At 71.9% G+C, this 25,042-nt stretch carries 22 protein-coding genes, 1 pseudogene and 1 riboswitch; of the genes and pseudogenes, 8 read left to right on the forward strand and 15 right to left on the reverse strand.

Annotation, left to right across the window (positions count from 1 at the left end):
* The first annotated feature begins 118 nt into the window (after positions 1–118).
* Positions 119–898, forward strand: coding sequence for a TetR family transcriptional regulator (locus AB0C59_RS00285; RefSeq protein WP_362999886.1), 780 nt, complete (start codon positions 119–121; stop codon positions 896–898).
* 16 nt (positions 899–914) lie between these two features.
* Here AB0C59_RS00285 and AB0C59_RS00290 read toward each other — a convergent pair whose 3' ends face one another.
* Positions 915–2,471, reverse strand: coding sequence for an ABC transporter substrate-binding protein (locus tag AB0C59_RS00290; protein WP_362999887.1), 1,557 nt, complete (start codon positions 2,469–2,471; stop codon positions 915–917).
* Positions 2,472–2,598: 127 nt separating this feature from the next.
* Positions 2,599–2,841, reverse strand: coding sequence for a hypothetical protein (locus tag AB0C59_RS00295; protein ID WP_362999888.1), 243 nt, complete (start codon positions 2,839–2,841; stop codon positions 2,599–2,601).
* On the opposite strand from AB0C59_RS00295, the gene AB0C59_RS00300 reads away from it, so the two are divergent.
* Positions 2,840–4,132: a D-alanyl-D-alanine carboxypeptidase gene (locus AB0C59_RS00300; protein WP_362999889.1), complete on the forward strand. Its 1,293-nt coding sequence runs from the start codon at positions 2,840–2,842 to the stop codon at positions 4,130–4,132. The two genes, AB0C59_RS00295 and AB0C59_RS00300, sit on opposite strands and share 2 nt — an antisense overlap.
* On the opposite strand, the gene AB0C59_RS00305 is transcribed toward AB0C59_RS00300, so the two are convergent.
* From AB0C59_RS00305 to AB0C59_RS00325, 5 genes and pseudogenes are all read right to left on the reverse strand, one after another.
* Positions 4,080–4,991 carry a YihY/virulence factor BrkB family protein gene (locus AB0C59_RS00305; RefSeq protein WP_362999890.1) on the reverse strand — a complete coding sequence of 304 codons (912 nt, stop codon included), beginning with the start codon at positions 4,989–4,991 and terminating at the stop codon, positions 4,080–4,082. The two genes, AB0C59_RS00300 and AB0C59_RS00305, sit on opposite strands and share 53 nt — an antisense overlap.
* Positions 4,992–5,107: 116 nt before the next feature.
* A complete protein-coding gene (locus AB0C59_RS00310) occupies positions 5,108–5,686 on the reverse strand; it encodes a 2'-5' RNA ligase family protein (RefSeq protein WP_362999891.1) in 579 nt (192 codons plus the stop codon).
* A gap of 140 nt (positions 5,687–5,826) precedes the next feature.
* The gene (trpS, locus tag AB0C59_RS00315) at positions 5,827–6,843 is read right to left on the reverse strand and encodes a tryptophan--tRNA ligase (protein ID WP_362999892.1); all 1,017 of its coding nucleotides are present in this window, start codon (positions 6,841–6,843) and stop codon (positions 5,827–5,829) included.
* Between the two features lie 145 nt (positions 6,844–6,988).
* Positions 6,989–8,437, reverse strand: a complete 1,449-nt coding sequence (locus tag AB0C59_RS00320; RefSeq protein ID WP_362999893.1) for a glycine hydroxymethyltransferase — start codon at positions 8,435–8,437, stop codon at positions 6,989–6,991.
* A gap of 33 nt (positions 8,438–8,470) precedes the next feature.
* A riboswitch (ZMP/ZTP riboswitch) is annotated at positions 8,471–8,565 on the reverse strand.
* A gap of 59 nt (positions 8,566–8,624) precedes the next feature.
* Positions 8,625–8,963, reverse strand: a pseudogene (locus tag AB0C59_RS00325) (glutathionylspermidine synthase family protein); the annotation flags it as partial.
* A gap of 107 nt (positions 8,964–9,070) precedes the next feature.
* Here AB0C59_RS00325 and AB0C59_RS00330 point away from each other — a divergent pair.
* Together AB0C59_RS00330 and AB0C59_RS00335 are read left to right on the forward strand one after the other, a co-directional pair.
* A complete protein-coding gene (locus AB0C59_RS00330) occupies positions 9,071–9,958 on the forward strand; it encodes a hypothetical protein (RefSeq protein WP_363000136.1) in 888 nt (295 codons plus the stop codon).
* 49 nt (positions 9,959–10,007) lie between these two features.
* Positions 10,008–10,475, forward strand: a complete 468-nt coding sequence (locus AB0C59_RS00335) for an NUDIX domain-containing protein (RefSeq protein WP_362999894.1) — start codon at positions 10,008–10,010, stop codon at positions 10,473–10,475.
* 15 nt (positions 10,476–10,490) lie between these two features.
* Here AB0C59_RS00335 and AB0C59_RS00340 read toward each other — a convergent pair whose 3' ends face one another.
* Complete coding sequence (locus AB0C59_RS00340; RefSeq protein ID WP_362999895.1) at positions 10,491–11,159, reverse strand: peptidase E; 669 nt, start codon at positions 11,157–11,159, stop codon at positions 10,491–10,493.
* Positions 11,160–11,244: 85 nt separating this feature from the next.
* Between AB0C59_RS00340 and AB0C59_RS00345 the strand changes: the two genes are divergently transcribed.
* Positions 11,245–12,162: a hypothetical protein gene (locus AB0C59_RS00345; protein WP_362999896.1), complete on the forward strand. Its 918-nt coding sequence runs from the start codon at positions 11,245–11,247 to the stop codon at positions 12,160–12,162.
* Between the two features lie 115 nt (positions 12,163–12,277).
* Here AB0C59_RS00345 and AB0C59_RS00350 read toward each other — a convergent pair whose 3' ends face one another.
* The 5 genes from AB0C59_RS00350 to AB0C59_RS00370 form a co-directional block, all read right to left on the reverse strand.
* The gene (locus AB0C59_RS00350; protein WP_363000137.1) at positions 12,278–13,234 is read right to left on the reverse strand and encodes an ABC transporter substrate-binding protein; all 957 of its coding nucleotides are present in this window, start codon (positions 13,232–13,234) and stop codon (positions 12,278–12,280) included.
* Positions 13,235–13,268: 34 nt separating this feature from the next.
* Positions 13,269–15,218 carry an ABC transporter permease subunit gene (locus tag AB0C59_RS00355; protein ID WP_362999897.1) on the reverse strand — a complete coding sequence of 650 codons (1,950 nt, stop codon included), beginning with the start codon at positions 15,216–15,218 and terminating at the stop codon, positions 13,269–13,271.
* On the reverse strand, positions 15,218–16,393 hold the full coding sequence (locus tag AB0C59_RS00360) for a glycine betaine/L-proline ABC transporter ATP-binding protein (RefSeq protein ID WP_362999898.1): 1,176 nt from the start codon (positions 16,391–16,393) through the stop codon (positions 15,218–15,220). Before AB0C59_RS00360 ends, AB0C59_RS00355 begins: the two co-directional genes overlap by 1 nt.
* A complete protein-coding gene (locus AB0C59_RS00365; protein ID WP_362999899.1) occupies positions 16,393–17,919 on the reverse strand; it encodes a GMC oxidoreductase in 1,527 nt (508 codons plus the stop codon). Before AB0C59_RS00365 ends, AB0C59_RS00360 begins: the two co-directional genes overlap by 1 nt.
* A 79-nt stretch (positions 17,920–17,998) precedes the next feature.
* On the reverse strand, positions 17,999–19,510 hold the full coding sequence (locus tag AB0C59_RS00370; protein WP_362999900.1) for an aldehyde dehydrogenase family protein: 1,512 nt from the start codon (positions 19,508–19,510) through the stop codon (positions 17,999–18,001).
* 192 nt (positions 19,511–19,702) lie between these two features.
* On the opposite strand from AB0C59_RS00370, the gene AB0C59_RS00375 reads away from it, so the two are divergent.
* Both AB0C59_RS00375 and AB0C59_RS00380 read left to right on the forward strand, forming a co-directional pair.
* Positions 19,703–20,476: a hypothetical protein gene (locus AB0C59_RS00375; protein ID WP_362999901.1), complete on the forward strand. Its 774-nt coding sequence runs from the start codon at positions 19,703–19,705 to the stop codon at positions 20,474–20,476.
* 149 nt (positions 20,477–20,625) lie between these two features.
* Complete coding sequence (locus AB0C59_RS00380) at positions 20,626–21,027, forward strand: hypothetical protein (protein WP_362999902.1); 402 nt, start codon at positions 20,626–20,628, stop codon at positions 21,025–21,027.
* 209 nt (positions 21,028–21,236) lie between these two features.
* On the opposite strand, the gene AB0C59_RS00385 is transcribed toward AB0C59_RS00380, so the two are convergent.
* Positions 21,237–22,121: a LysR family transcriptional regulator gene (locus AB0C59_RS00385; protein WP_363000138.1), complete on the reverse strand. Its 885-nt coding sequence runs from the start codon at positions 22,119–22,121 to the stop codon at positions 21,237–21,239.
* 171 nt (positions 22,122–22,292) lie between these two features.
* On the opposite strand from AB0C59_RS00385, the gene AB0C59_RS00390 reads away from it, so the two are divergent.
* Complete coding sequence (locus AB0C59_RS00390) at positions 22,293–23,702, forward strand: MFS transporter (protein ID WP_362999903.1); 1,410 nt, start codon at positions 22,293–22,295, stop codon at positions 23,700–23,702.
* A gap of 84 nt (positions 23,703–23,786) precedes the next feature.
* Here AB0C59_RS00390 and AB0C59_RS00395 read toward each other — a convergent pair whose 3' ends face one another.
* On the reverse strand, positions 23,787–24,776 hold the full coding sequence (locus AB0C59_RS00395; RefSeq protein WP_362999904.1) for a malate dehydrogenase: 990 nt from the start codon (positions 24,774–24,776) through the stop codon (positions 23,787–23,789).
* Positions 24,777–25,042: the final 266 nt, after the last annotated feature.

The raw sequence follows: 25,042 nt of genomic DNA on the forward strand, positions 1-25,042 counted from the left end.
CCCCGCCGAGGGCCCCGTCTCGATCGCAGACGGGGCCCTCGCGCATGCCGACAGTTCCTGTCGTTCGCCCGAAGGGCGGCAGGCAGGAACTGTCGGACAGGACCTAGGCTCTGGGATCGTGCCCGCGAACAACGACCGGCCCGACGACGGCCTCCCGCTCACCAAGTCCGAGCAGACCCGCGCGCTCATCCTCGAGACCGCGATGCGGCTGTTCCAGGAGCGCGGCTACGACCGGACGACGATGCGGGCGATCGCCCAGGAGGCCGGGGTCTCCGTCGGGAACGCGTACTACTACTTCGCGGGCAAGGAACACCTGATCCAGGGCTTCTACGACCGCATCGCCGGCGAACACCGCGAGGCCGTGCGGCAGGTCCTGGCGCGGGAGACCGACCTGGAGGCGCGGCTCGCCGGGGTGCTGGAGGCCTGGCTGGACGTCGCCACGCCGTACCACGAGTTCGCGGTGCAGTTCTTCAAGAACGCCGCCGACCCGGACAGCCCCCTCAGCCCCTTCTCCTCGGAGTCGGAGCACGCCCGCAAGGACGCCATCGCCGTCCACCGGGAGGTGCTGTCCGGGGCGCGGACCAAGGTGCCGGACGAACTGCGGGACGTGCTGCCCGAGTTGCTGTGGCTGTCCCAGATGGGACTCGTGCTGTACTGGATCTTCGACCGGACCGAAGGGCGCGAACGCAGCTACCGGCTGGCCCGGCGCGGCGCCCGCCTCACCGCGCGCGGCGTGGCCCTGGCCCGCTTCCGCGTGCTGCGGCCCCTGGTCCGCGAGGTGCACGAGCTGTTCACGGACTTCCTGCCCGGGATGACGAGGGCGTTGCCGGACCCGTCGGCGCGGCGCCCGGAACCGCCGGCGCGCCCCGGGGCGTCCGCCGACGGCGAACGCCCCTGAGCGTGGTCGGCGGACGTCAGATCCAGCTCAGCCGCCACAGCCTGAAGACGCCGGTGCCGTCCGACAGGTACTGTCCGCCGCCGATGTCCTCGCTGGTGACGACGTACTCCTTGCGCTGCCACAGCGGGATCACGGGAGCGGCCTCGGCCACGAGCTCCTGGATGTGCTGGAAGTCCTCGGCGGTCCGGCTGCGGTCGGAGTAGCGCTGGCTGTCCAGGATCAGGTTGTCGACGTCCTTGCTGCTGTAGCCGTTCTTCATGGTGTTGCCGGTGCCGATGAGCGGGGCGCCGAAGGTGTCCGGGTCGGGGAAGTCGGCGACCCAGCCGATACCGAACATGTCGAGCTTGCCGCTCGTGTACACCTTCTGGAACGCGGTCCACTCGTACGGCTTGAGGTCCACCTTGAACAGGCCGCCCGCCTCCAGCTGCCGCTTCAGCTCCGCGGCCTCCTGGTCGGACGACCCGGTGCCCTGGCCGTAGCCGTAGGTGATGTGGACGGGCAACTGCACCCCCGCCGCCGTGAGCAGGGCGCGGGCCCTGCTCTGGCTGGGCTTGGGGTAGGCGTCGAAGAACGAGGTGGTGTGCCCGGTGATGCCCGCCGGGATCAGCGAGTACAGAGGGTCGGTGGTGCCCTCGTAGACCTTGTCGACCAGTTCCTCACGGTTGATCAGATGGGCGACGGCCTGGCGGACGGCCTGCGAGTGGAACGGCGAGCCGTCGTGGGTGTTCAGGATCAGGTTGCGGGTCTCGGCGCTGTCGGCCTCGCTGACGCGCTGGTGGGGGTCGCTCGGCGACAGGCCGGCGAGCACCGAGGGCGGCAGCTGGCGGGTGGCGACGTCGATCTCCTTGGCCTTCCACGCCTTCTCCAGGGCGGCGGAGTCGGCGTAGTAGCGCAAGGTGACGGGGCGGCCGGGGCTAGTGACGTCGCCCCGGTAGTTCGGGTTCGGCGCGAGCTCGGCCTCCTTGTTCCTCGTGTACTTCTTCAGCGTGTACGGGCCGGTCCCGTCGACCTGGTCGCCGGTCCGCAGCTTGGTGCTCGGATACACGGTGCGGTCGACGATGGATCCGGCCCCGGTGGCCACCTTGAACGGGAACGTGGCGTCGGGCGAGGCCAGATGGAAGGTGACGACGAGTCCCTGCGCGTCCACCGACCTCAGGGTGCCCAGCACCGACGACGGGCCCACGTCCGAGTGGATGCGCTTGATCCGGTCGAACGAGTACTTGACGTCCTCGGCGGTCATCGCCCGTCCGCTCGGGAACTTCAGGTCCTTGCGGAGGGTGCAGCGGTACGTCCGCAGGTCCGTGTCCTCGAACCCGCAGCTGCTGGCTGCGTCCGGGACGGGTTCGACGCCGTCCGGTTCGAAGGTCAGCAACGACTGGAAGACGCTGCTGTACAGCGCCCAGGACCCCTCGTCGTAGGCCCCCGCCGGATCGAGCGAGGTGACGATCTCAGACTGGCCGACCGTGATGGTCCTGTTGGTGTTCTCCTTGGCCGGCAGCAGTTGCCACCCGCCCACTCCCACAGCCGCTAGTACGAGCACGGTCGCGAGAATTCGCATGCGAGCCGATCGCATCGGCGCCCCTCCCCAGGCCCTCAGCGCACGCCACCTCCCCAGTGGCGTAGATCACCTAATCACAGGTGTTTCGCCCGGGGGAAGAGGGAATTGTTGAGAGCCGAAAGAACGGGGCGTGGCGTGCCGGCTATGGCGTTCGTCGCAATGCGCGCAGCCCGCGCAACCCGATGGCGCCGACGGCTGTCCCCAAGACAAAGGAGACAACCGCGAGGGTCAGGTGAACCCAGAAGTACGCCGTGGGGTCTCCCGCGTCGTCGAACGCGAGCCCGCTGCCGTCCTTCCACAGGTTCTTGACGAAAGTGATCCAGATGACCCAGCTCCACACCCCGAAGGCGAGCAGGAACCAGGAGACGGGGCGGCTGAGCTTCATGGGTCCAGTATCGCGGCCGTCCGGCGGCCGCCCCGCGCGGGGTGCGCGCCGCCCGGCCGTGGCGTCCGGCGCCGCCGTGGCGCTCTCGCTCACGGCCCTGTCGCTCGCGCTCTCCACCGCGCCCGCCACGGCGCTGGCGGGCGCCCAGCGCCCGTCCGCCGTGACCCCTCCGGCCGCCATGTCGACCGTGGGCGGTGCGGCGCTGGGCAGGCCCGGCACCCAGGTGGACCTCGGCGGCGGCGCGCCGGTGCTCCCCAAGGACCTGTCCGCGCGTTCCTGGATCGTCGCGGACGCCGAGTCCGGCGACGTCCTGGCCGCGCACAACGCGCACTGGCGGCTGCCCCCGGCCAGCACGCTGAAGATGCTGTTCGCCGACACCGTGCTGCCCAGGTTCCCCAGGACCGAGCAGCACAAGGTGGTCGCGTCCGACCTGGCCGGCATGGGTGAGGGGTCCAGCCTGGTCGGAATCAAGGAGAACGAGACCTACTCGGTCCACGACCTGTGGCTCGGCGTCTTCCTGCGCTCCGGCAACGACGCGGTGCACGTGCTGTCCGCGATGAACCGCGGCGTCGGGCAGACCGTCAAGGACATGCAGGCGCACGCCGAGGAACTCCAGGCCCTCGACACCCATGTGGTCACCCCCGACGGCTACGACGAGCCGGGCCAGGTCTCCTCCGCCTACGACCTGACGCTGTTCGCCCGCTCCGGGCTGCAGAAGAAGGACTTCCGCGAGTACTGCTCCACGGTGCGGACGAACTTCCCGGGCGAGACCACGGTGAAGAAGGGCAGGAAGTCCCGGGGGAGCTTCGAGATCCAGAACACCGACCGGCTGCTGTCGGGCGACTACGACATCACCCCCTACCGGGGCATAGCCGGCGTCAAGAACGGCAACACCACCAACGCCGGCGCCACCTACACCGGGGTCGCCGAGCGCGACGGCCGGGTGCTCCTCGTCACCGTCATGAACCCGGAGAAGAAGGAGCACAACGAGGTCTACCGGGAGGCGGCCCGGCTGCTGGACTGGGGCTTCGCCGCGTCCGGCAAGGCGAAGCCGGTGGGTGAGCTCGTCGCCCCCGGGAGCGCGCACCCCGGGTCGGGGCCGGGCGCGAAGCCGTCCGCCGCGGGCGCGGACAAGGGCTCCGCCGCCCGGAGCACCGCGCCCGCGTCCAGCGGTGTGGGAGTGGCCCTCGGCATCACGGCCGGGGTGCTCGCCCTGCTGGCCGCGGGGGTCTTCCTGGTCAACCGCCGCTGGCCGCTGCCGGACCTGGTGCGCCGCCGCTCCCGGCCCTGACCGCCCCGGTCCCGCTGCCGGGCGTCGCCGTCCAGGCGGCGCAGTACAGCAGGAGCTTGGAGGTGAAGTTGATCCACAGCAGCAGCGCCACGGGCACCCCGAAGGCGCCGTACATGCTCTTCGAGGCGACGCCCTGGATGTAGCCGCTGAGCAGCAGCTTGAGCAGTTCGAAGCCGACGGCGCCGCCCAGGGCGGCGACGAGGAGGCGGTGGCGCGCGGGCTCGACCCCGGGCAGCAGGGTGAGGACGTACAGCAGGACCAGGAAGTCGGCGAGCACGGCGACGACGAACGCGAGGACCCGCAGCAGGATGCTGCCCCAGCCGCCGTGGTCGAGGCCGAGCGCGGTGGCGAGGTGGTCGACCAGCGCCGAGGCGATGGTCGAGAGGGCGAGGGTGATCACGATCGCGCCGCCGAGGCCGATCAGCACCCCCGCGTCCTTGGCCTTGCGCACCAGGGGGTTCTCGTCGCCGTCGGGCAGCTCCCACACGGTGCGCAGGCAGCCGCGCATCTGGCCGACCCAGCCGAGGCCGACGAAGAACAGCGTCACACCGGCGATGATCCCGACGGTGCCGGCGTTCTGGGCCAGGCCGTGGATGTCGAGCTGGTCGGAGATGCCGGGGAACTGCTCGGCGACCTTGTTCTGCAGCTTGTCCTGCCGCGACGGGCTGAGCGTCGCGGCGCCGATCGCGGCGGCGACGGTGAGCAGCGGGAAGAGCGCGACGAAGCTGACGAAGGTCATGGCCGCGGCGAGCCGGGTCCACTTCACCTGGTCGAGCCGCTCGTAGGAACGCCAGGCACGCGTGGCCATGAGACGCACCACGATCGGCCCGATACCAGGGAGTTTCTTCAACCAGTCCATGATCAGACTCTCCCCTCGTCGTCCGGGTCCAGTCTCCGGATACCCCGAGAACGGGAATTACGGCACGCGGGGCCACCACACGCGGCTCACCCGGACAGGCCCCTTTCGCAACAGGCCTAGGCCGAGGGCAGCGTCGCGTCGGCTCGCGCGCCGGCCTGCGGGGGCACCACCGCTCCGCCGAAGACGAACTCCCTGAGCTTGCGCCAGACTCCGTCCTGCCCCTGCTCGTACAGGGCGAACCCCAGGCACGGCCACTGCGCCTCGTACCCGGCGAGTTCCTCCTGGGCGCGGTCCATCCCCGCCTCGTCGATGCCGTGCGCCACCGTCACATGGGGGTGGTAGGGGAAGAGCAGGTCCCGGGCGAGGGGCCCGGAGCCGTCACGGACCTGCATCTGCAGCCAGGTGCACTCCTCGGCGCCCGCGGCGACCCGGACGTACACCACCGGCGACAGCGGCCGGAAGGAGCCGGTCCCGGACAGCCGCATGGGGAAGGGCCGCCCGGCCGCGGCGACCTCGGCCAGATGCGTCTCGATCGCGGGCAGCCGACCGACGTCGACCTCGGTCGGCGGGAGCAGGGTGACATGCGTGGGGATGCCGTGAGCCGCGGCGTCGCCGAAGCCCGCGCGCAGCTCCTGGAGCTCGCTGCCGTGGGGCTCCGGGACCGCGATCGACACCCCGATCGTTACGGTCCCCACGTCGTCTCCTGTCGTCGTGCTGGTGTGCGGGCCCGGGGGGCGGGACGTGCCGCCGGTCCGGTGCCCGGCTTCCGATTCGACTGTACGACCACGCCCCCGCCGTCGGGCAGGAGCGAGCGGAGTGGAGTGCAGCACTCCGGTCAGTGCTTGGCGGGCAGGAAGCCCACCCTGTCGTACACCTGGGCGAGGGTCTCGGCGGCGACGGTGCGCGCCTTCTCCGCGCCCTTGGCCAGGATCGAGTCGAGCGTCTCGGAGTCGTCCAGATACTGCTGGGTGCGCTCCCGGAACGGCGTCACGAAGTCGACCATGACCTCGGCCAGGTCCGTCTTGAGCGCGCCGTAGCCCTTGCCGGCGTACTTCTCCTCCAGCTCGGGGATGCCGGTCCCGGTGAGCGTCGAGTAGATGGTCAGCAGGTTGCTGACGCCGGGCTTGAGCTCGGTGTCGTACCGGATGACGGTGTCCGTGTCCGTGACGGCGCTCTTGACCTTCTTGGCGGTGGTCTTCGGCTCGTCCAGGAGGTTGATCAGGCCCTTCGGCGTGGACGCCGACTTGCTCATCTTGATCGACGGGTCCTGGAGGTCGTAGATCTTCGCCGTCTCCTTCAGGATGTACGGCCGCGGGACGGTGAACGTGTCGCCGAAGCGGCCGTTGAAGCGCTCGGCGAGGTCACGGGTGAGCTCGATGTGCTGGCGCTGGTCCTCCCCGACGGGGACCTCGTTGGCCTGGTAGAGCAGGATGTCGGCGACCTGGAGGACCGGGTAGGTGAACAGTCCGACGCTCGCGCGGTCGGCGCCCTGCTTGGCGGCCTTGTCCTTGAACTGGGTCATGCGGCTCGCCTCGCCGAATCCGGTGAGGCAGTTCATAACCCAGCCGAGCTGCGCGTGCTCGGGGACGTGGCTCTGCACGAAGAGCGTGCACCGCTCCGGGTCGAGCCCGGCGGCGAGGAGCTGGGCCGCGGCCAGCCGCGTGTTCGCGCGCAGTTCCCTCGGGTCCTGCGGGACGGTGATCGCGTGCAGGTCGACGACCATGTAGAACGCGTCATGGCTGTCCTGGAGCGCCACCCACTGGCGCACCGCGCCGAGGTAGTTGCCGAGGTGGAACGAGCCGGCGGTGGGCTGGATCCCGGAGAGCACGCGAAGCGGGCGGTCTGAAGCCATGCTCACCATTCTCTCAGGTCCGGCCCCCCACCCCCGAACGCGAGAGCAACAGCCGCGATCCGAAGCGTCACCGAGGGTGTAACAGGGAGGCGGCCGGCCCGGCCTCCCCCGGCGCGCCGCGGCGTCGGGGAGGCCGGGCGGTGGGTCAGCCCAGGTCGATCTCCGGGTACAGCGGGAACGGGGTCAGCAGGTCGCTCGCGCGGTGGGAGATCTCGTCGGCGATCTTCGGGTCCAGGACGTGCTGGGCCTTGGACGGGGCGCCCTTGCCGGTGGTGCCGGGCACCGTCGTGGTCAGGACGCGGTCGATCAGGGACGCGATCTCGTCCATCTCGGCGGTGCCCAGGCCCCGGGTGGTCAGGGCGGGGGTGCCGATGCGGATGCCCGAGGTGTACCAGGCGCCGTTCGGGTCGGCGGGGATCGCGTTGCGGTTGGTGACGATGCCCGACTCCAGCAGCGCCGCCTCGGCCTGGCGGCCGGTGAGGCCGTAGGAGGAGGCCACGTCGATCAGGTTCAGGTGGTTGTCGGTGCCGCCGGTGACGAGCGTGGCGCCGCGGCGCGTCAGGCCCTCGGCCAGGGCGCGGGCGTTGTCGACGATCCGCTGGGCGTAGGCGCGGAAGGAGTCCTGCCGGGCCTCCGCGAGGGCGACCGCCTTGGCGGCCATGACGTGCGGCAGCGGGCCGCCCAGCACCATCGGGCAGCCCCGGTCCACCTGGTCCTTGAGCGAGTCGTCGCACAGCACCATGCCGCCGCGCGGGCCGCGCAGCGACTTGTGGGTCGTGGTCGTCACGATCTGCGCGTGCGGGACCGGGTCGAAGTCGCCGGTCAGCACCTTGCCCGCGACCAGGCCCGCGAAGTGGGCCATGTCGACCATGAGCGTCGCGCCGACCTCGTCGGCGATCTCCCGCATGATCCGGAAGTTCACCAGGCGGGGGTAGGCGGAGTATCCCGCCACGATGATCAGCGGCTTGAACTCGCGGGCCGAGGCGCGCAGCGCGTCGTAGTCGATCAGGCCGGTGGCCGGGTCGGTGCCGTAGGAGCGCTGGTCGAACATCTTGCCGGAGATGTTGGGCCGGAAGCCGTGGGTGAGATGGCCGCCCGCGTCCAGGGACATGCCGAGCATGCGCTGGTTGCCGAAGGCGTGGCGCAGCTCGTCCCAGTCCGCCTCGGAGAGGTCGTTGACCTGGCGGGCATCCGCCTTCTTCAGGAACGGCACCTCGACCCGGTCGGCGAGCACGGCCCAGAAGGCGACGAGGTTGGCGTCGATGCCGGAGTGCGGCTGGACGTAGGCGTGGCGGGCGCCGAACAGCTCCCTGGCGTGCTCGGCGGCCAGCGACTCGACCGTGTCGACGTTGCGGCAGCCGGCGTAGAAGCGGCGGCCGATGGTGCCCTCGGCGTACTTGTCGCTGAACCAGTTGCCCATGGCGAGCAGCGTGGCCGGCGAGGCGTAGTTCTCCGACGCGATCAGCTTGAGCATCTCGCGCTGGTCGGCGACCTCCTGGCCGATGGCGTCGGCCACCCGCGGCTCGACGGCGCGGATCACGTCGAGGGCGGCGCGGAAGGCGGTGGACTGGGTGGAGAGGTGCTGCTCTGGCATGGGGACCTCCGGACGGCGTGCGTTCAGCGTTCTCGGTTCGGCCCAGGCGCACGGCACACGATCGCTCGGCTCAGGGGCCGCTCCCCGATGGTCGGTCCCATCCCAGCGCGCCAGTCACGGCCCACGGCTCACCCTACCGGCCGCCCCGCCCGGGCCCGCCGCGACGTCCAGCATGCGAGCGTCGCGATCCCGCCGGCTCGTCCTCGACCACCCAGGCGCCGAGGACCACGTGGTTGCCGTCGAAGGAGGGCAGCGGGGCCAGTTGCTGGCAGCAGCGGGGTCCTCGGCCGCGACCGGGGAGCCGCCCTCGCCCGGTTCGTGGATCGTCACGCCCTCCAGGCGGGCTCGATCCACAGGGTGCTGCCCGTGCCGCCGCCGTTGTCCAGGGTGGCCAGGACGTGCGGGCCGAACTGGTCCTGCTGAGCCACTCCCAGGGGTAGAGCTTGAAGCAACTGCGGATGAAGCGGAGCCGGTTGTCCACGAAACGGCCGGACAGCGGGTCCCAGCCGATCTCCTCCATGGAGATCCAGAACAGGTCAATGAGTCTCGTTCCGGCGTTCGAGGCGGCCACCACCTCTCCCCCGCGGTCCCGGCCCTCCCGCCGTCCCCTACAGTCACTTCGTGCTCTTTGGAATGATGTGCGCGCTCGGCGCGGCGGTGTGTTTCGGTACGGCGACGGTGTTCCAGGCCGTCGCCGCGCGCGCGGCGGGTACCGGTGAGGGCGGGGAGGCGGCCCTGCTGCTGCGGGCCCTGCGGCAGTGGCGCTACCTGGCGGGGCTCGCGCTGGACGGGCTCGGGTTCCTGCTCCAGATCGTCGCGCTGAAGTCCCTGCCGATCTACGTGGTGGGCGCCGCGCTGGCGGCCAGTCTCGCGGTGACGGCGGTGGTGGCGGCCCGGCTGCTGCGGGTCCGGCTGACCGGGAGCGAGTGGGGGGCCGTGGCCGTGGTGTGCGCGGGGCTCGCGATGCTCGGCCTGGCGTCCGGCACGGAGGGCGATCGGGCCGGGTCCACGCAGTTGAAGTACGCGATGCTGGGCACGGCTGTGGCGGTCCTGCTGCTCGGGCTCGCCGCGGCGCGGCTGCCGGGGCGGGGGCGGTCGCTGGCGCTGGGGCTCGGCGCCGGGTGCGGGTTCGGCGTGGTCGAGGTGGCGGTGCGGCTGATCGACTCGCTCGCACCGGTTCCGCTGCTGACCAACCCGGCGACGTACGCGCTGCTGCTGGGCGGCGGTGCGGCCTTCCTGCTGCTCACCACGGCGCTGGAGAAGGGCTCCGTGACGGTGGCGACGGCGGGGCTGGTCGTGGGCGAGACGGTGGGGCCCGCCGCGATCGGGGTGGTGTGGCTGGGCGACCGCACCCGCGAGGGCTACACCTGGCTCGCGGCCCTGGGCTTCGCGGTGGCCGTCGCCGGCGCCCTGGCCCTGGCACGCTTCGGGGAGGCGCCGGCGGCCGCGGAGAACCCCCCGAAGAGCCCACCGAACCCCGACGAGGACAGCCACCCGCAGACGGCCCCGAGCGCGGAGTAGCGACCGGGCACGGAGCAGGGCCGGGGTACCCCGGTCCGGGAGGGGATCCATGGCACGGCGTGACCACGAGGGGGACCCGGACGCCCCGACGGCGAACAGCCTCGTCCCCGCGGCGTCGGTCGTCGTCGTGGACGGCGCTGGCCGCGTCCTGCTCCAGCGGCGTGCCGACAACGGCGTGTGGGCGCTGCCCGGCGGTGCGATGAACCTCGGCGAGAGCCTGCCCGACTGCGCCCGCCGCGAGACCCGCGAGGAGACCGGCTACGACGTGGAGTTGACCGGCATCGTCGGCACCTACACCGACCCGGGGCACGTGTTCGCGTACGACGACGGCGAGGTCCGTCAGGAGTTCTCCGTCTGCTTCCTGGCCCGGCCGGTGGGTGGTCGGATCGCCGTCTCCGACGAGTCCACCGACGTACGCTGGTTCGCGCCCGCCGAGGTGGACGACCTGCCCATGGTCCCGTCGATCCGCAGAAGGATCACCGACTGGCGCGGCGGCACCGGCCCTGCCCTCCGGTGAAGCGGGGGCGTCGCGTCACGGATGGAACCGCCACCGGCCTTCGGAGACGACGTCCACCTCGTCGTCCCTGACACGGACGGCCGTCTCGTCGTCGATGAAGTAGATCGGGAAGTCCGCCCGCGCGGCGATGCGGTCGGCCCAGGCGTCGTCCCGCTCGGGGAAGTCCGGCGAGTACAGGTGGGGCTTGAGATACCAGTCGAAGAGGCCGAACGGCGGCTCCACGGTCGTCGCGCCGAGCGCACGGAGGTCCGCGGTGTCCCCGATGACGTCGGCGGAGTGCGCGGTGAGATTGCGGCTGAAGACCATCGAGCCGGCGCTGACCCCCACGTAGACCCTGCTCTCCAGCGCGTCCCGGAAGCCGTCGGCCAGGCCGTTGCCGGTGATGCTGCGCGCGAGGTGGTAGTGGTTGCCGCCCTCGACGTAGACGACGTCGGCGTGGAGCAGCCGGTCGAGCACCGTCTGCCGGGGCAGTCCGTTCAGCTCCAGGATGTCGAACTCCCGCCAGCCGAGGCCGTGCAGCCGGTTCATGTCCGCGACGACCCACCCGTGGTCCCCGGGCTCGGCGACGGACGCCGTGGGAACGAACACCACGTTCGCCGACCCGAACGGCTTTCCCAGCATGTCCCGCAGCGCGTCCCGCAGCATCTCGTTGCGCAGGCCGCTCGCCGTCAGCAGAAGGTTCATCGGGCGAGCCAAGCACGGCTGACGGGCACGCGCAACGAACCCGGGAGCCGCCCCTGTTGTCAGAGGGGCGTGTCAGAGTCGGTGCATGGTCGAGATCGTGGTGGAGACGGAGAACCGGGAGCGGCACGTGCGTGTGTCCGCCGGGGAGTTGGCCGGGCTGGTGCGGCGTATCGGCGGTGACGGTGACCGGTTCCTGGTGGTCCAGCGCATACCCGACCTGCCCGACGTCTTCGCCCAGGTCTGGCACCAGGCCGGTGGTGACTACGTGGTGGAGCACCGCGACGGTGCCGCCGACCGGCACTTCCGGGCGGTGACCGAGGGGCCCGGGGCCGTGATCGCCGCGATGACCGGCTGGGCACGCCAGGAGGCCGGATGGGACGGTGCTCTGGCCTGGTCGCTGCTGGACCTGGGCTCCCCTCCGGAGACACCGCCACTCGACCTCGACGAGGACGAGCGCGAGGAGTTGGAGAAGCGCGTCCGCGAGGTGCTGGCCGGCGGCTACGCCTCCCGCGCCCAACTGGCCGAGCTCGCCGAGGACTACCTGGTCACCGGTGACCGCCGACCCGTCTCGCGCGAGCAGGCACGGGTGCTGGCGGACCGGTTGTGGCTGGAGCGCGTCGCGGAGCAGGCCGCATGGCAGGGCGAGACCGACCCCGAGCGGCTCACCCGGGCGTTCACCGCCCTGCGGGAGGCCGGCGTCACGGCCCGCGAGAACTTCACCTGCTGCCGTAGCTGCGGTCGGTCCGAGATCGGCGGTGAGGGCGAGCCCGACGCCCGCGGCTTCGTCTACTTCCACACCCAGTGCACGGACTCCGCCGCGGCCGGCCACGGACTGACACTCCTCTACGGCGGCTTCGACGGCTCGACCGCGACCACCGCGGCCATCGGCCACGAGGTCGTGGCCGCCCTCGCGGCAGCCGGCCTCCACGCCGAGTGGGACCACGACCCCGACCGGGCCATCACCGTGACCCCACTGGACTGGCGCCGCCGCCTCGTCGGCTAGGACCGAGGCGAAGGGGCACCACCCGACCGTGATCCACGTGTGGCCCCTCGCCCCCGAGCCCGGGGGCTCGGTGGGGCTCGGGGCCACACGTGTCATGTTCGGGCCGGGCGTCCGGTCAGGACAGCCATGCCTTCCAGGTGGAGCGGTGGCTGTCCACCCACTTCTTCGCGGCGTCCTGCGGATCCATCTTCTGGTCCGCGATCATCAGCGAGACCTCGTTCTGGTCCTCGGTGGTCCACTTGAAGTTCTTCAGGAAGCGGGCCGCCTTGCCGCCGTGGTGCGCGAAGTCCGTGTTGAGGTACTTCTGCAGGGGCGTCTTGGGGTACGCGCACGTGATCTTCGCGGTGTCCGCGTCGCAGCCCTCCTTGTAGGCGGGCAGCTTGACCTCGGTCATCGGGATCTTCTTGAAGAGCCACTGCGGCGAGTACCAGTACGTCAGGAACGGCTTCTTGGCCTTGGCGAACTGCTTCATCTGCGTGATCTGCGCGGCCTCGGAACCGGCGAAGACCACCTGGTAGTTCAGCTTCAGGTTGTTGACCAGCGCCTTGTCGTTGGTGACATAGGACGGCGAGCCGTCCATCAGCTGACCCTTGCCGCCGCTCTCGGCGGTGTGGAAGAGCCCCTCGTACTTGTTGAGGTTCTTCCAGTCGGTGATGTCCGGGTGCTGCTTTGCCAGGTACGTCGGGACGAACCAGCCGATGTGGCCGGTGACCCCGAGGCCGCCCGCCGCCGTGATCGTCCTCTTGTCCTGGACGTACCGCTTCTGCTGGTCGGGGTGGCCCCAGTCCTCCAGGATCGCGTCGACCCGGCCCTGGCTGAGCGCGTCCCAGGCGGGGATCTCGTCGACCTGGACGGTGTCGACGCGGTAGCCGAGTTCGTGTTCGAGGATGTACTGGGCGACGGCCACGTTCGACTGCGCGCCCACCCACGACTGCACGGACAGGGTCACGGTCTTCGCGCCCTGGGCGCCCGCGAAGGGCGAGGTCTGCTTGGTCATGTCCGCGGCGCCGCAGCCGGTCGTGAGGCCGAGGCCGAGCACGGCCAACGCGGTCACCGCGGTCTTCGTACGCATACGGGTACGGAGACGGATTCGAGTACGAGACATGTCACGCTCCCTTCTTCGCGCGGCGCTCGGTGGGCTGGGTCACCCGGTCCAGCATCAGGCCCAGGCAGACGATCGCAGCGCCCGCGACCAGACCGGTGGCCAGGTCGCCCTGGGCGAGGCCGAACACGACGTCGTAGCCGAGCGCGCCACCGCCGACCAGACCGCCGATGATGACGACGGCGAGGACCAGGACGACGCCCTGGTTGACGGCGAGCAGCAGGGCCGGGCGGGCCAGCGGAAGCTGGACCTGGCGCAGCTGCTGGGTGCTGGAGGCGCCGAGCGAGCGCGCGGACTCCAGGGCGGCCGGGTCGACCTGGCGCAGGCCCTGGGTGGTGATGCGGACGACGGCCGGCAGCGCGTAGACGATCGCGGCCACGGCGGCGGGCGCGCGCCCGACACCGAACAGGGCGACGACCGGGATCAGGTACACGAACTGCGGCATCGTCTGGAAGACGTCCAGGACGGGGCGGAGCAGCCGCTCGACCCGGTCGCTGCGCGCGGCGGCGATCCCGGTCGCGAAGCCGATGACCAGGGTGACCGCGACGGCGGCGAGGACCTGGGACAGCGTGTCCAGGGACGGCTTCCACACGCCGAGCACGCCGGTCGCGGCCATCGCGAGGACGGCGGTGAGCGCCGTGCGCCAGGTGCCGATCACCCAGGCCAGCGCGGCGACGATGAGCAGGACTGACCACCAGGGCAGCCACTGCAGTCCGGACCTCATGGGGTCAAGGATCCAGGTGGTGAAGTGGGCCGCCCAGTCGGCGGTGCCGCCCACGACGGGGACACCCGAGTACAGGTGGTCGGTCATCCAGTCGACGGCGTGGTTGACCGGCTGGGCGAAGTGCACGGTCCACGTGCTCGGCCACTCCTGCCGGCCGAGCAGCCGAGCCGCCACGGCGACGACGACGGTCGCGCCGACGACGTACGCCCAGCCCGCGCGGCCACCGGGACGCTCCGCCGCGTCCTGGCCGGCGCCCGCCGCGCCGGTGACGCGGTCCAGGACGACGGCGAGCAGCACGATCGGGATACCGGCGGTGAGCGCGGCGCCCACGTCGACGGAGGCGAGCGCCTGGTAGACGCGGTCACCGAGGCCGCCCGCGCCGATCACCGAGGCGATGACGGCCATGGACAGCGCCATCATGATCGTCTGGTTGAGGCCGAGGAGGAGTTCCTTGCGGGCCAGCGGCAGCCGGGCGGTGACCAGGCGCTGGCGCGCCGTGGTGCCGAGCGACTCGACGGCCTCCAGGACCTCCTTGTCGGCGCCGCGCAGGCCGAGCGCGGTGAGCCGGGCCATCGGCGGGGCGGCGTAGACGACGGTGGCGAGCACGGCCGCGGGGACGCCGATGCCGAAGACGAGGACGACCGGCAGGAGGTACGCGAACGCCGGCAGCACCTGCATGGTGTCCAGGACGGGGCGCAGGGCTCGGAAGACGCGGTCGGACAGGCCGGCCGCGAGTCCGAGCAGCGCGCCCAGCACGACCGAGAAGAGCACGGCGACCACCATCAGCGCGAGCGTCTGCATGGTGGGCACCCACATGCCGAGCAGACCGCAGGCGAGGAACGCCGCGGCCGTGCCCAGGGCGAGGCGCACTCCGGCGACGCGCCAGGCCACCAGCCCGGCGGCGGCGCTGACGCCCGCCCAGCCCGCGGCGAGCAGCAGCAGGTAGACGGCGCGCACGGACACGACGACCGCGTTGCTGATGTAGCCGAAGAAGTAGAGGAACAGGGGGTGGCTGTCCCGGTTGTCGATGATCCAGTCGCTGGCGCTGCCGAGCGGCTTGGACAGGTCGACGGTGAGCGCGTGGGGCCAGCTTCCGCTCGCCCAGCGGGCGTTGGCCAGGGGCACGAGGACCGCGGCGACGACGGCGAGCAGGACGAGCTTGCCGAGGACGCGGTTCTTGAGGAGGCCGGGCAGGCCTATCCGGGGCGGATTCGCTGTGACGGTCGCCATCACGCAGCCTCCTCGCCGGTCTCCTTGCCGCTCTGCTTGTCGGTCTGCCTATCGGTCTCCTTGCCGACCGTCGCACCGGCCGTCGTGCCGGTCGCCGTGCCGTTGTCGGTTCCGGCCACGACGCCGAGGAGCCGCTCGTGGTCGACGACGCCCAGGCAGCGTCCCGCGTCCATGACCCGGGCCGCGGAGCCGGTACGGGCCACGGCCTCGATGGCCTCCGCGACGGTGGCGTCCGGGGACACCGCGGGGCCGTCGGCCGCCTCGTCGGCGGTCGCGGGGCGCATGGCCGAGCGCACGGTGATGACCTGCTCGCGCGGCACGTCCCGGACGAAGTCGCGGACGTACTCGTCGGCCGGGGAGCCCACGATCTCCTCGGGGCTGCCGAGCTGCACGATGCGGCCGTCGCGCATGAGGGCGATACGGTCACCGAGCTTGAGGGCCTCGCTCAGGTCGTGCGTGATGAAGACCATCGTGCGTCCCTCCTCGCGGTGCAGCCGTACCACCTCCTCCTGCATGTCGCGCCGGATCAGCGGGTCGAGCGCGCTGAACGGCTCGTCGAACAGCAGCACCTCGGGGTCGACGGCGAGCGCGCGGGCGAGCCCCACACGCTGCTGCTGGCCACCCGACAGCTGCGAGGGACGGCGGTGCTCCATGCCCTCCAGGCCGACCTTGGCGACGAACTCGGCGGCCCGCTCGCGGCGCTCGCTCCTGCCGACGCCCTGGACCTCCAGGCCGTAGGCCACGTTGTCGAGGACGGTGCGGTGCGGCAGCAGGCCGAAGTGCTGGAAGACCATCGCGGCGCGGTGGCGGCGCAGCTCGCGCAGCCGGGAGCGGTCCATGGCGCGGACGTCGTCGCCGTCGAAGGCGATCGTGCCCGCGGTCGGCTCGATGAGCCGGGTCAGACAGCGCACCAGCGTGGACTTGCCGGAGCCGGACAGGCCCATGACGACGAAGACCTCGCCCTTGCGGACGTCGAAGCTCACATCGCGCACCGCGGCCGTGCAGCCGGTGCGTTCACGCAGGTCGGCGGGGTCCAGCGCGCCGAGCTCGGCGTCCGCCGGGACCCGCTCGGCCTTGGGTCCGAAGACCTTCCACAGGTTCTCGACCGAGAAGACCGGGGTGTTCGCGTCCTTGGTCATGTCCGTGCTCGTGCTGGTGCTGGTACTGGCGCTCATCACGCGGCACCTCCGATCAGTTCGACAGCTTTCTCCCCGACCATGAGCACACCGATCATCGGGTTCACGGCGGGCATGGTCGGGAAGACCGACGCGTCGGCGATGCGAATACCCTCCAGGCCGCGGATGCGCAGCTGCGGGTCGACGACGGCGAGTTCGTCGGTCGCGGCCCCCATCTTGCAGGTGCCGGCCGGGTGGTAGACGGTGTGCGCGACCTTGCGGGCGTACTCGCTCAGTTCGGCGTCGTCGGTGATGTCCGGGCCGGGGCACACCTCGCGCTTGAGCCAGCCGGCCAGCGGCTGGGTCCGCGCGATCTCACGGGCGATCTTGATGCCGTCGACCAGGGTGCGGCCGTCGTAGTCGTCCTCGTCGGTGAAGTACCGGAAGTCCAGGGCGGGCTTGACCTCGGGGTCCGCGCTGGTCAGGTAGAGCCGGCCGCGGCTCTTGGGCTTGGGGATGTTCGGGGTCATCGAGACGCCGTGCTCGGGGCGCTCGTAGCCGAGGCGCTCCGGGTTGTCGGTGAACGGCACCTGGTAGAAGTGGAACATCAGGTCGGGGCCCGCGTGCTCCGGGTCGCGGCGCACGAAGAGACCGGCGTCGCTGTCCATCGCGGAGTTCTCCGGGATCGGCCCGTCGGTCTCCCACACGATCACCGACTCCGGGTGGTCGAGCAGGTTCTCGCCGACGCCCGGCAGGTCGAGCACCACCGGGATGCCGAGCTTCTCCAGGTCGCCCTTCGGGCCGATGCCCGAGTGCATCAGCAGGCGCGGGGAGTCGACGGCGCCGGCGCACAGGACGACCTCGTGGCGGGCCTGGACGAGGATCTCCTCGCCGTCCTTGGTGCGCACGTGCACGCCCCGGGCGCGCGTGCCGTCGAGGTCCAGCTTGTGGGCCCAGGTCTCCAGGAAGATCGTCAGGTTGGGACGCTCGTCCATCACCGGGTGCAGATACGCCACCGAGGCGCTGGAGCGCTTGTTGTTCTCGGGGTGGTAGGCGAGGTCGAAGAAGCCGACGCCCTCGGTGAACGGCTTCTTGTTGAAGCCCTCGACGCGCGGCACGCCGAGCGCGGTGCCGGCCGCGTCCACGAAGTCGCGGGCGATGGCGTTGCGGTCCTTCTCGTCGACCGAGACGATGTTGTTGCGGAGGCGGGCGTAGTAGGCCTCCATGGGGACGGCGCCCCAGCCCTCGGCCCCGGCCGCCTCCCACTCGTCCCAGTCGGACGGCAGGGGCTTGAACGAGATCAGCGTGTTGTGCGAGGAGCAGCCGCCGAGCACGCGGGCGCGGCTGTGCCGGATGTGGGAGTTGCCGCGCGGCTGCTCGGTGGTCGGGTAGTCGTAGTCGAGCTCGCCGCCGAGCAGGCCCATCCAGCGGCGCAGGGTGAGGACGTCGTCACGGCCGACGTCGCTCGGGCCTCCCTCGATGACGGCGACGGTGACGTCGGGGTTCTCGGTCAGGCGGGAGGCGATGACAGAGCCCGCCGTGCCGCCGCCGATGACGACGTAGTCGTAGATGTGCTGCTCGGACATGTGCGTGCTGCTCCTCGGGGATCTGCGAAGGTGCTGCGCTTAAGCGGTGGGGGTGGGGGGACGGGGGGCGGGCCGGGGGTCAGCCCGCGAACCAGCGGACCGGGCTCGGTGCGAGGTTCTGGTAGATGTGCTTGGACTCGCGGTACTCGGCCAGGCCCGCGGGGCCCAGTTCCCGGCCGACGCCGCTCTTGCCGAAGCCGCCCCACTCCGCCTGCGGGAGGTAGGGGTGGAAGTCGTTGATCCACACGGTGCCGTGGCGCAGGCGGCCCGCGACACGGCGGGCGCGGCCCTGGTCGGCGGTCCACACGGCCCCGGCGAGGCCGTACTCCGTGTCGTTGGCGAGGGCGACGGCCTCGTCCTCGGTGCGGAAGGTCTCCACGGTCAGGACCGGGCCGAAGACCTCCTCCCGCACGACCTTCATCTCACGATGGCACGCGTCCAGGACGGTCGGCTCGTAGAAGTAGCCGCTCTCGGGCCGGGTCGCGTCCGGCTCGGGGCGCCGGCCTCCGCAGCGCAGCACCGCGCCCTCGGCGAGCGCGGAGGCGACGTAGGACTCGGTCCTGTCGCGCTGCTGGGCCGAGACCAGGGGGCCGCACTCGACGCCCTTCTCGGTGCCGCGGCCGAGCCGGATCTTCTGGGCGCGGCGGGCCAGCTCGGTGACGAAGCGGTCGCGGACCGACTCCTCGATGATGAGCCGGCCACCCGCCGAGCAGACCTGGCCGCTGTGGATGAAGGCGGCGTTGAGGGCCTGGTCGACGGCGGTGTCGAAGCCTTCCTCGGTGGCGCAGGCGTCGGCGAAGACGACGTTGGGGTTCTTGCCGCCGAGTTCGAGGGCGACCTTCTTCACTCCGACGGCGGCGGCCTGGGCGACCTTCGTGCCGCTGACGAGTCCGCCGGTGAAGGAGACGAGGTCGACGTCGGGGTGCTCGGCCAGGCGGGCGCCGACGGAGTGGCCGGGGCCGGTGACGATGCCCGCGACGCCCGCGGGCACGCCGGCCTCGGTGAGCAGGTCGATCAGCGCGATGGTGGTCATCGGGGTGATCTCGCTGGGCTTGATGACGAAGGTGTTGCCCGCGGCGAGCGCGGGGGCGATCTTCCAGCTGGCCTGGAGCAGGGGGTAGTTCCAGGGGGTGATCAGGGAGCACACGCCGACCGGCTCGTGGACGACGACGCTGTGGATGTCGGCCGAGCCGGCGTCCACGACGCGTCCGGCCCCCTCGCCCACGACCAGGTCGGCGAAGTAGCGGAAGGCGTCGGCGACGCAGTCGATGTCGACCCGGCCCTCCTCGACCGTCTTGCCCGCGTCGCGGCTCTCCAGCAGGCCGAGCTCCTCGCGGTCGCGTATGAGGAGGTCGGCGACACGGCGCAGCACAGCGGCGCGCTCGGCGACGGGCGTGCCGGGCCAGGACCCCTCGTCGAAGGCGCGGCGAGCCGCCGCGACGGCCGCGTCGACGTCGCGCTCGTCGCCCTCGGCGACCAGGGCGAACGGCGCGCCATCCGCGGGGTCGAGGATCTCGCGCGTCGCCCCCGAGAGTGCCGTACGCCATTCCCCGCCCACGTGGATGGTCTGTTCTGCCTGCTGTCCGGCCATGATCGGTGTTGCCTTCCGTTCCTGTTCGATGTCCCTGAGTCACACGCGTGTCACTCCCAGAGGCCAGCTGCACCTGCCCCCTCACAGGCGATGCATGCCTCCCCTTTGGCCGAAAGTGCGCGGCGTCACTGAAAATGCGGTCGAAAAGGGTGAAAAGTACGCTGTCGGTCACGTACTCATGGAGGTGATGCGATGTCCCGGACCCGTGGCTTCACGATCGCGACATGCACGGCGACGGCGAGCGCGGCGCTGGGTCTGCTGTTCTCCCCCGCGCTCGGCGGAGTGTCGTCGGCCCAGGGCGGAGGGAACCCGGACCCGCAGAAGCTGGCCGCCCAGGCCCAGCAGAGCCTGCGGAAGGCGACCTCGGTGCGCCTCGGCTACTCCGACCGGAGCGCGACGGCCGCCTCGAACAACCGTCTGCCCACCTCGATGAACCTGGCCATCGACCGGAAGGGCAACTGCACCGGCTCGATGACGCTGGGCGGGCACGGGGGCAGTGTCGACATCATCAAGCGGGGGACGGCCGTATGGCTGAAACCCGACCAGACGTTCTGGCGGGCCGAGCTGCCGGGTGAGCGTGGTGTCACCGCGAGTCGGCAGTTCAAGGACCGGTACATCCACGGGACCACGTCCGACCAGATGCTCAGCGGCATCGCGAACACCTGCGACCTGGCGTCGCTCCAGCAGGCAGCGACGGTCAGCGCGCCCTCCTCGCTGAAGGAGGGGCTGGCGACGAAGCTGGGCACGACCCGGGTCGTGCCGCTGACCTTCCAGGTGAACGGCCTGACGTCGACCCTGTACGTCACGGCCGACAAGCCGCACCGGCTGTACCGCGCGGCGCAGACGGGTCCGGGCACGAACCTGTCGCTCACCTTCACGGACTACAACAAGCCGGTGAAGGCGGTGGCCCCGGCGGCCGCGCAGTCGGTGGACATCTCGGCGGTCCCGAAGCTGCCCACGTCCTGAGCGCGTGAGCGGTGTTGCCCCCAGCCCTCCCGGCGCCCCGCGGAGCGCCCCGGGGGCCACACCCCGCGGCAGGGCCGAGATCCGGCCAACCCCCTTCGGCCCTCCCCGGCCCCTTGGCCACCTCCGTGGGCCATGGGATCGTGACGGGCGTGACCGACGCCGGTGGGGGAACGATCTCGGCACGGCCGGACGACCGTACGGCGTCCGCTCTGCGCTTCGGGGTGGAACTCATCGCCTGGGTGGCGACCCCCTGGGCGCTCGCCGGCCACTCATGGGTGCTCGCGGCCCTGTCGGTGGTGCTCCTGATCGGCCTCCCGACCTGCTTCTCCACCCCGGGCGACAAGGCGCACGTGATCATCGCGGTGCCGGGCCGGGTCACGATCCTCCTGGTGCTCCTCCAGCTCGCCGCGGCCGTCGCCTCCTCGTGGCTGGCCTGGCCCGCCTGGGCGGCGACCGTGGTGACGCTGCTGGCCGCCACCACCCTGGTCACCGAACGCCCCCGCTGGCGATGGCTGGCCTCCGGCGGAGCGTCGGCCCGCCCGCGGGGCTGAGCCCTCGGGCGGACACCGGGGCGTCAGGCGGGCCCCACCGGCGGCTCCCCCCCTGCGCGCCCCGTCCGACGTCCCGGGGAACCAGACGCACTCCGTGCCATCGGACAGGCCCCGCGTGTCCCGCACGGCCGCACGCGTCCGACACCGCCGAGCCTTCCCAGTACGACGGGCGCCCCGGCGCCGCCAGGCGGGCACCGGGGCCGTCGCCGTCATGCGGGCCCCACCATCAGGTCCCGTACGCACCCCCGCAACCACGCGTGCGCCGGATCCGCGTCGTGCCGCGGGTGCCACGCGATCCCCATCGACAGCGGGGGAAGCGGCAGCGGGATCTCGAAGGCGACCAGACCCAGATCCGCCGCCTGCGGCTGCCCCGTCGACGCGATCATGCCGACCAGGTCGGTGTCGCGGACGACGAAGAGCAGGGCGGGCAGGGTCCCGACCGAGGCCACCACCGTGCGCGCCAGGCCCCGCTCGGCCAGCGCCGCGTCGACCGGGCCGTGCAGCCTGCCCCGGCGCGAGCCGGTCACATGACCGGCCTCCAGCGCGAACCGCTCGGCCGTCAGCTCGCCGTCGAGCAGCGGATGCCCGGCCCGCACGATCCCCACCATCCGGTCCTCGCGCAACGTCTCCACATGCACCTCGGGCGCCGTGGTGTCCACGACCCCGACCTCCAGGTCGGCGGTGCCCTGGCGCAGGAACGGCGCGTCCACGTGGCTCTCGGACAGGAAGCGGAGCCGGATCCCCGGCGCCTGCTCGGCGGCCCGGGCGAGCAGCTTCGCGCCGTACGCGGCGGCGATGAGATCGGTGCCCACGATCGTGAGCGTGCGACGGACGGTCCTGAGGTCCGTGTCGCGGCCGGGCGCGAACAACGCGCGGGCCCGCTCCACCACCGCGCCCACCTCGGCGCGCACGGCCAGTGCGCGCGGGGTGGGCACCATGCGGCGTCCGGCGCGCACCAGGACCGGGTCGCCGAGCGCCTTGCGGACCCGGCCGAGCGTGCGGCTCATCGCCGGCTCGGAGAGATGGAGCCGTCGGGCGGCACGCTGGACGCTCTGCTCCTCCAAGAGCACGTCCAGGGCCACCAGCAGGTTCAGGTCGACGTCCGGGGGGAGGTCGGGGCCGCGGCTGGGACGGCGTTCGGGCCCGGGAACAACGGATTGCGTCACACGCAATCACCCCTTGCAAAGGTTGCACTGGAAAGCAGGTGGATGCCGACCCTACGGTGACAGGGCACCCCACACCACGCCCAACTCCCAGGAGGAGCCGTGCCCTCGCACGCCCTGAAACGGTCGACCCTCCTCGCGCTCTGCGCGTGCGTCCTGGTCGCCCAGAGCATGGTGGCCGCCATCAACCTGCTGATCCCGCAGCTCGGTTCGTCGTCGCTGCGTCCCTCGCACAGCGAGCTGCTGTGGATGGTCGACGCCTACGTCGTCGCCTTCGCCGGACTGCTCATCCCGGCCGGTGCCCTCGGCGACCGCTACGGCCGCAAGGGCGCCCTGCTCACCGGGCTCACCCTGTTCGCGGCGGGCGCCGCCACCAGCGCGCTCGCCCCGACCCCCGCACTGCTGATCGCCGGCCGGGGCCTGTCCGGCGCGGGCGCCGCGCTCATCACCCCGGCCACCATGTCGATCCTCATGCACCTGGCCGCCCCGGAACGCCGGACGCGGGCCATGGCCTCCTGGACCCTCGCGCTCGGCCTCGGCGGGCTCGCCGGGAACCTCGGCGGCGGCCTGGTCGGCCAGTTCCTGAACTGGCGTGCCCTGTTCGCCGTCATGGTCCCGCTGGCCGCGCTCCTCGCCCTCGCCGTGGCCGTCACCACCCCGCGCACCGAGCGCGCCCCGGGCAACAACCCCGACCCGCTCGGCGCCCTGCTGCTCACCACCGGGCTGGTCGCCGTCCTCTTCGGCATCATCGAGGGCCCGGCGTACGGCTGGGGCTCGCCCCGCATCCTCGGCGCGTTCGCCTGCGGTGCGGCACTGGTGGCGCTGTTCACCCTGCACGCCCTGAGGTCGCCCGCCCCGCTGTTCGACCCCCGCGTCCTCGGCTCGGCACGGCTGCGCTCCGCGACCCTCGGCATGGCCACCGGCTTCTTCGGCCTGTTCGCGCTCTTCTACGTCAACTCGCAGTATCTTCAGGTGGTGAAGGGCTACGGCGCCGCCCTCACCGGCATCGCGATCGCGCCGCTGCCGATCGGCATGGCCCTCGCCCAGAAGCTCGCCGCCCGCTGGGCGCACCGCCCCCGGGGCGTCATCGGCGGCGGTCTCGCCCTGATCGGCGCCGGCCTGCTCGGCGCGTCCACCGCGACCGCGGGCACGTCCTACGGGGCGTACGCCTGCTGGCTGCTGGTCGTCTCCTTCGGCACCGGGCTCAGCATGCCCGCGCTCACCGTCGGCGTCGTCAGCTCGCTCCCGGCCCACCAGGCGGGCCTGGGCTCCGGACTCGGCACCTCGGCCCGGGAGATCGGCGCGGCCCTGGGCGTCGCCGTCACCGGCACGGTCCTGGCCTCCCACCCCGACCTCGCCCACGGCATCGGACCGGCCCTGCGCACGGTGGCCGTCGTGGTCCTGGCAGCCGCCGGCGCGGTGACCGCGGGCTACGGCAGCAGCACCCGAACCCCCACCCCGGCCCCGACCCCACCCCGCGAATCCACCCTGGCCCAGGCGCCCCGTCCCTGACCGGAGACTCGACAAGAGGCTCGCGGCACGAAAAAGGCCCCGCTCCGGTGTGACCGGAGCGGGGCCGCGTTTCGTCGGCCGGGATCAGAGGAGGCCGAGCGAGCGGACCGCCTCGCGCTCCTCCGCCAGCTCCTGGACGGAGGCGTCGATGCGTGCGCGGGAGAACTCGTTGATGTCCAGGCCCTGGACGATCTCGTAGCTGCCGTTCTTGGTGGTGACCGGGAAGGAGGAGATCAGGCCCTCCGGGACGCCGTAGGAGCCGTCCGACGGGATGCCCATGGAGGTCCAGTCGCCGTCGGCGGTGCCGTTGACCCAGGTGTGCACGTGGTCGATCGCGGCGTTGGCGGCGGAGGCGGCCGAGGAGGCGCCACGGGCCTCGATGATCGCGGCGCCGCGCTTGGCGACGGTCGGGATGAAGTCGTCGGCCAGCCACTGCTCGTCGTTCACGACCTCGGCGGCGTTCTTGCCCGCGACCGTGGCGTGGAAGATGTCCGGGTACTGGGTGGCCGAGTGGTTGCCCCAGATCGTCAGGCGCTTGATGTCGGCGACCGTCGTGCCCGTCTTCTTCGCGAGCTGGGTCAGCGCGCGGTTGTGGTCCAGGCGGGTCATCGCCGTGAAGCGCTCCGCCGGCACGTCCGGAGCGGCGGCCTGGGCGATCAGGGCGTTGGTGTTGGCCGGGTTGCCGACGACCAGGACCTTGACGTCGTCCGCGGCGTGGTCGTTGATGGCCTTGCCCTGCGGCTTGAAGATGCCGCCGTTGGCCTCGAGGAGGTCGCCGCGCTCCATGCCCTTGGTGCGCGGGCGGGCGCCCACCAGGAGGGCCACGTTGGTGCCGTCGAAGGCCACGTTCGGGTCGTCCGTGATGTCGATGCCCTGCAGCAGCGGGAACGCGCAGTCGTCGAGCTCCATGGCCGTGCCCTCGGCGGCCTTCAGCGCCGGGGTGATCTCCAGCAGGCGCAGCTTGACCGGCACGTCCGCGCCGAGCAGCTGGCCGGAGGCGATGCGGAAGAGCAGCGCGTAACCGATCTGGCCGGCCGCGCCGGTGACGGTGACGTTCACGGGAGTGCGGGTCATGGCGTTCTCCGTATGACAGCAGGCGGTGGGGCGTCCCTGCCCCTGGGGGTACGGATCCCCGCACCGGCTTGTGGCCGGTGCCCGCCGCGATGATCGATCACGGGTATGAATGATCGATCTCTTGGCGTCAAGAGAGATCCGGCGGTCAGGCTATCGCGCCCGCGGGACCGCGGGCGGCCGGGTTCGTGTGGCCCGCCCCACAACGCCCCGGGACGAGCGACACGGCGACCGCCTGTCCGTCCAGGAGTGGGGGGGACCGGACGTGG

The sequence above is a fragment of the Streptomyces sp. NPDC048664 genome (assembly GCF_040650555.1).
Lineage (GTDB): Bacteria > Actinomycetota > Actinomycetes > Streptomycetales > Streptomycetaceae > Streptomyces.

Excerpts from the sequence above, each read along its gene's own strand:
- AB0C59_RS00350 (WP_363000137.1), bottom strand. The coding sequence starts at position 13,234 with ATGCGTACGAAGACCGCGGTGACCGCGTTGGCCGTGCTCGGCCTCGGC.
- trpS (WP_362999892.1), bottom strand. The coding sequence starts at position 6,843 with ATGGCTTCAGACCGCCCGCTTCGCGTGCTCTCCGGGATCCAGCCCACC.
- AB0C59_RS00360 (WP_362999898.1), bottom strand. The coding sequence starts at position 16,393 with ATGAGCGCCAGTACCAGCACCAGCACGAGCACGGACATGACCAAGGAC.
- AB0C59_RS00340 (WP_362999895.1), bottom strand. The coding sequence starts at position 11,159 with ATGAACCTTCTGCTGACGGCGAGCGGCCTGCGCAACGAGATGCTGCGG.
- AB0C59_RS00375 (WP_362999901.1), top strand. The coding sequence starts at position 19,703 with ATGTCCCGGACCCGTGGCTTCACGATCGCGACATGCACGGCGACGGCG.
- AB0C59_RS00295 (WP_362999888.1), bottom strand. The coding sequence starts at position 2,841 with ATGAAGCTCAGCCGCCCCGTCTCCTGGTTCCTGCTCGCCTTCGGGGTG.
- AB0C59_RS00355 (WP_362999897.1), bottom strand. The coding sequence starts at position 15,218 with ATGGCGACCGTCACAGCGAATCCGCCCCGGATAGGCCTGCCCGGCCTC.
- AB0C59_RS00305 (WP_362999890.1), bottom strand. The coding sequence starts at position 4,991 with ATGGACTGGTTGAAGAAACTCCCTGGTATCGGGCCGATCGTGGTGCGT.
- AB0C59_RS00395 (WP_362999904.1), bottom strand. The coding sequence starts at position 24,776 with ATGACCCGCACTCCCGTGAACGTCACCGTCACCGGCGCGGCCGGCCAG.
- AB0C59_RS00370 (WP_362999900.1), bottom strand. The coding sequence starts at position 19,510 with ATGGCCGGACAGCAGGCAGAACAGACCATCCACGTGGGCGGGGAATGG.
- AB0C59_RS00365 (WP_362999899.1), bottom strand. The coding sequence starts at position 17,919 with ATGTCCGAGCAGCACATCTACGACTACGTCGTCATCGGCGGCGGCACG.
- AB0C59_RS00330 (WP_363000136.1), top strand. The coding sequence starts at position 9,071 with ATGATGTGCGCGCTCGGCGCGGCGGTGTGTTTCGGTACGGCGACGGTG.
- AB0C59_RS00320 (WP_362999893.1), bottom strand. The coding sequence starts at position 8,437 with ATGCCAGAGCAGCACCTCTCCACCCAGTCCACCGCCTTCCGCGCCGCC.
- AB0C59_RS00345 (WP_362999896.1), top strand. The coding sequence starts at position 11,245 with ATGGTCGAGATCGTGGTGGAGACGGAGAACCGGGAGCGGCACGTGCGT.
- AB0C59_RS00335 (WP_362999894.1), top strand. The coding sequence starts at position 10,008 with ATGGCACGGCGTGACCACGAGGGGGACCCGGACGCCCCGACGGCGAAC.
- AB0C59_RS00300 (WP_362999889.1), top strand. The coding sequence starts at position 2,840 with ATGGGTCCAGTATCGCGGCCGTCCGGCGGCCGCCCCGCGCGGGGTGCG.
- AB0C59_RS00290 (WP_362999887.1), bottom strand. The coding sequence starts at position 2,471 with ATGCGATCGGCTCGCATGCGAATTCTCGCGACCGTGCTCGTACTAGCG.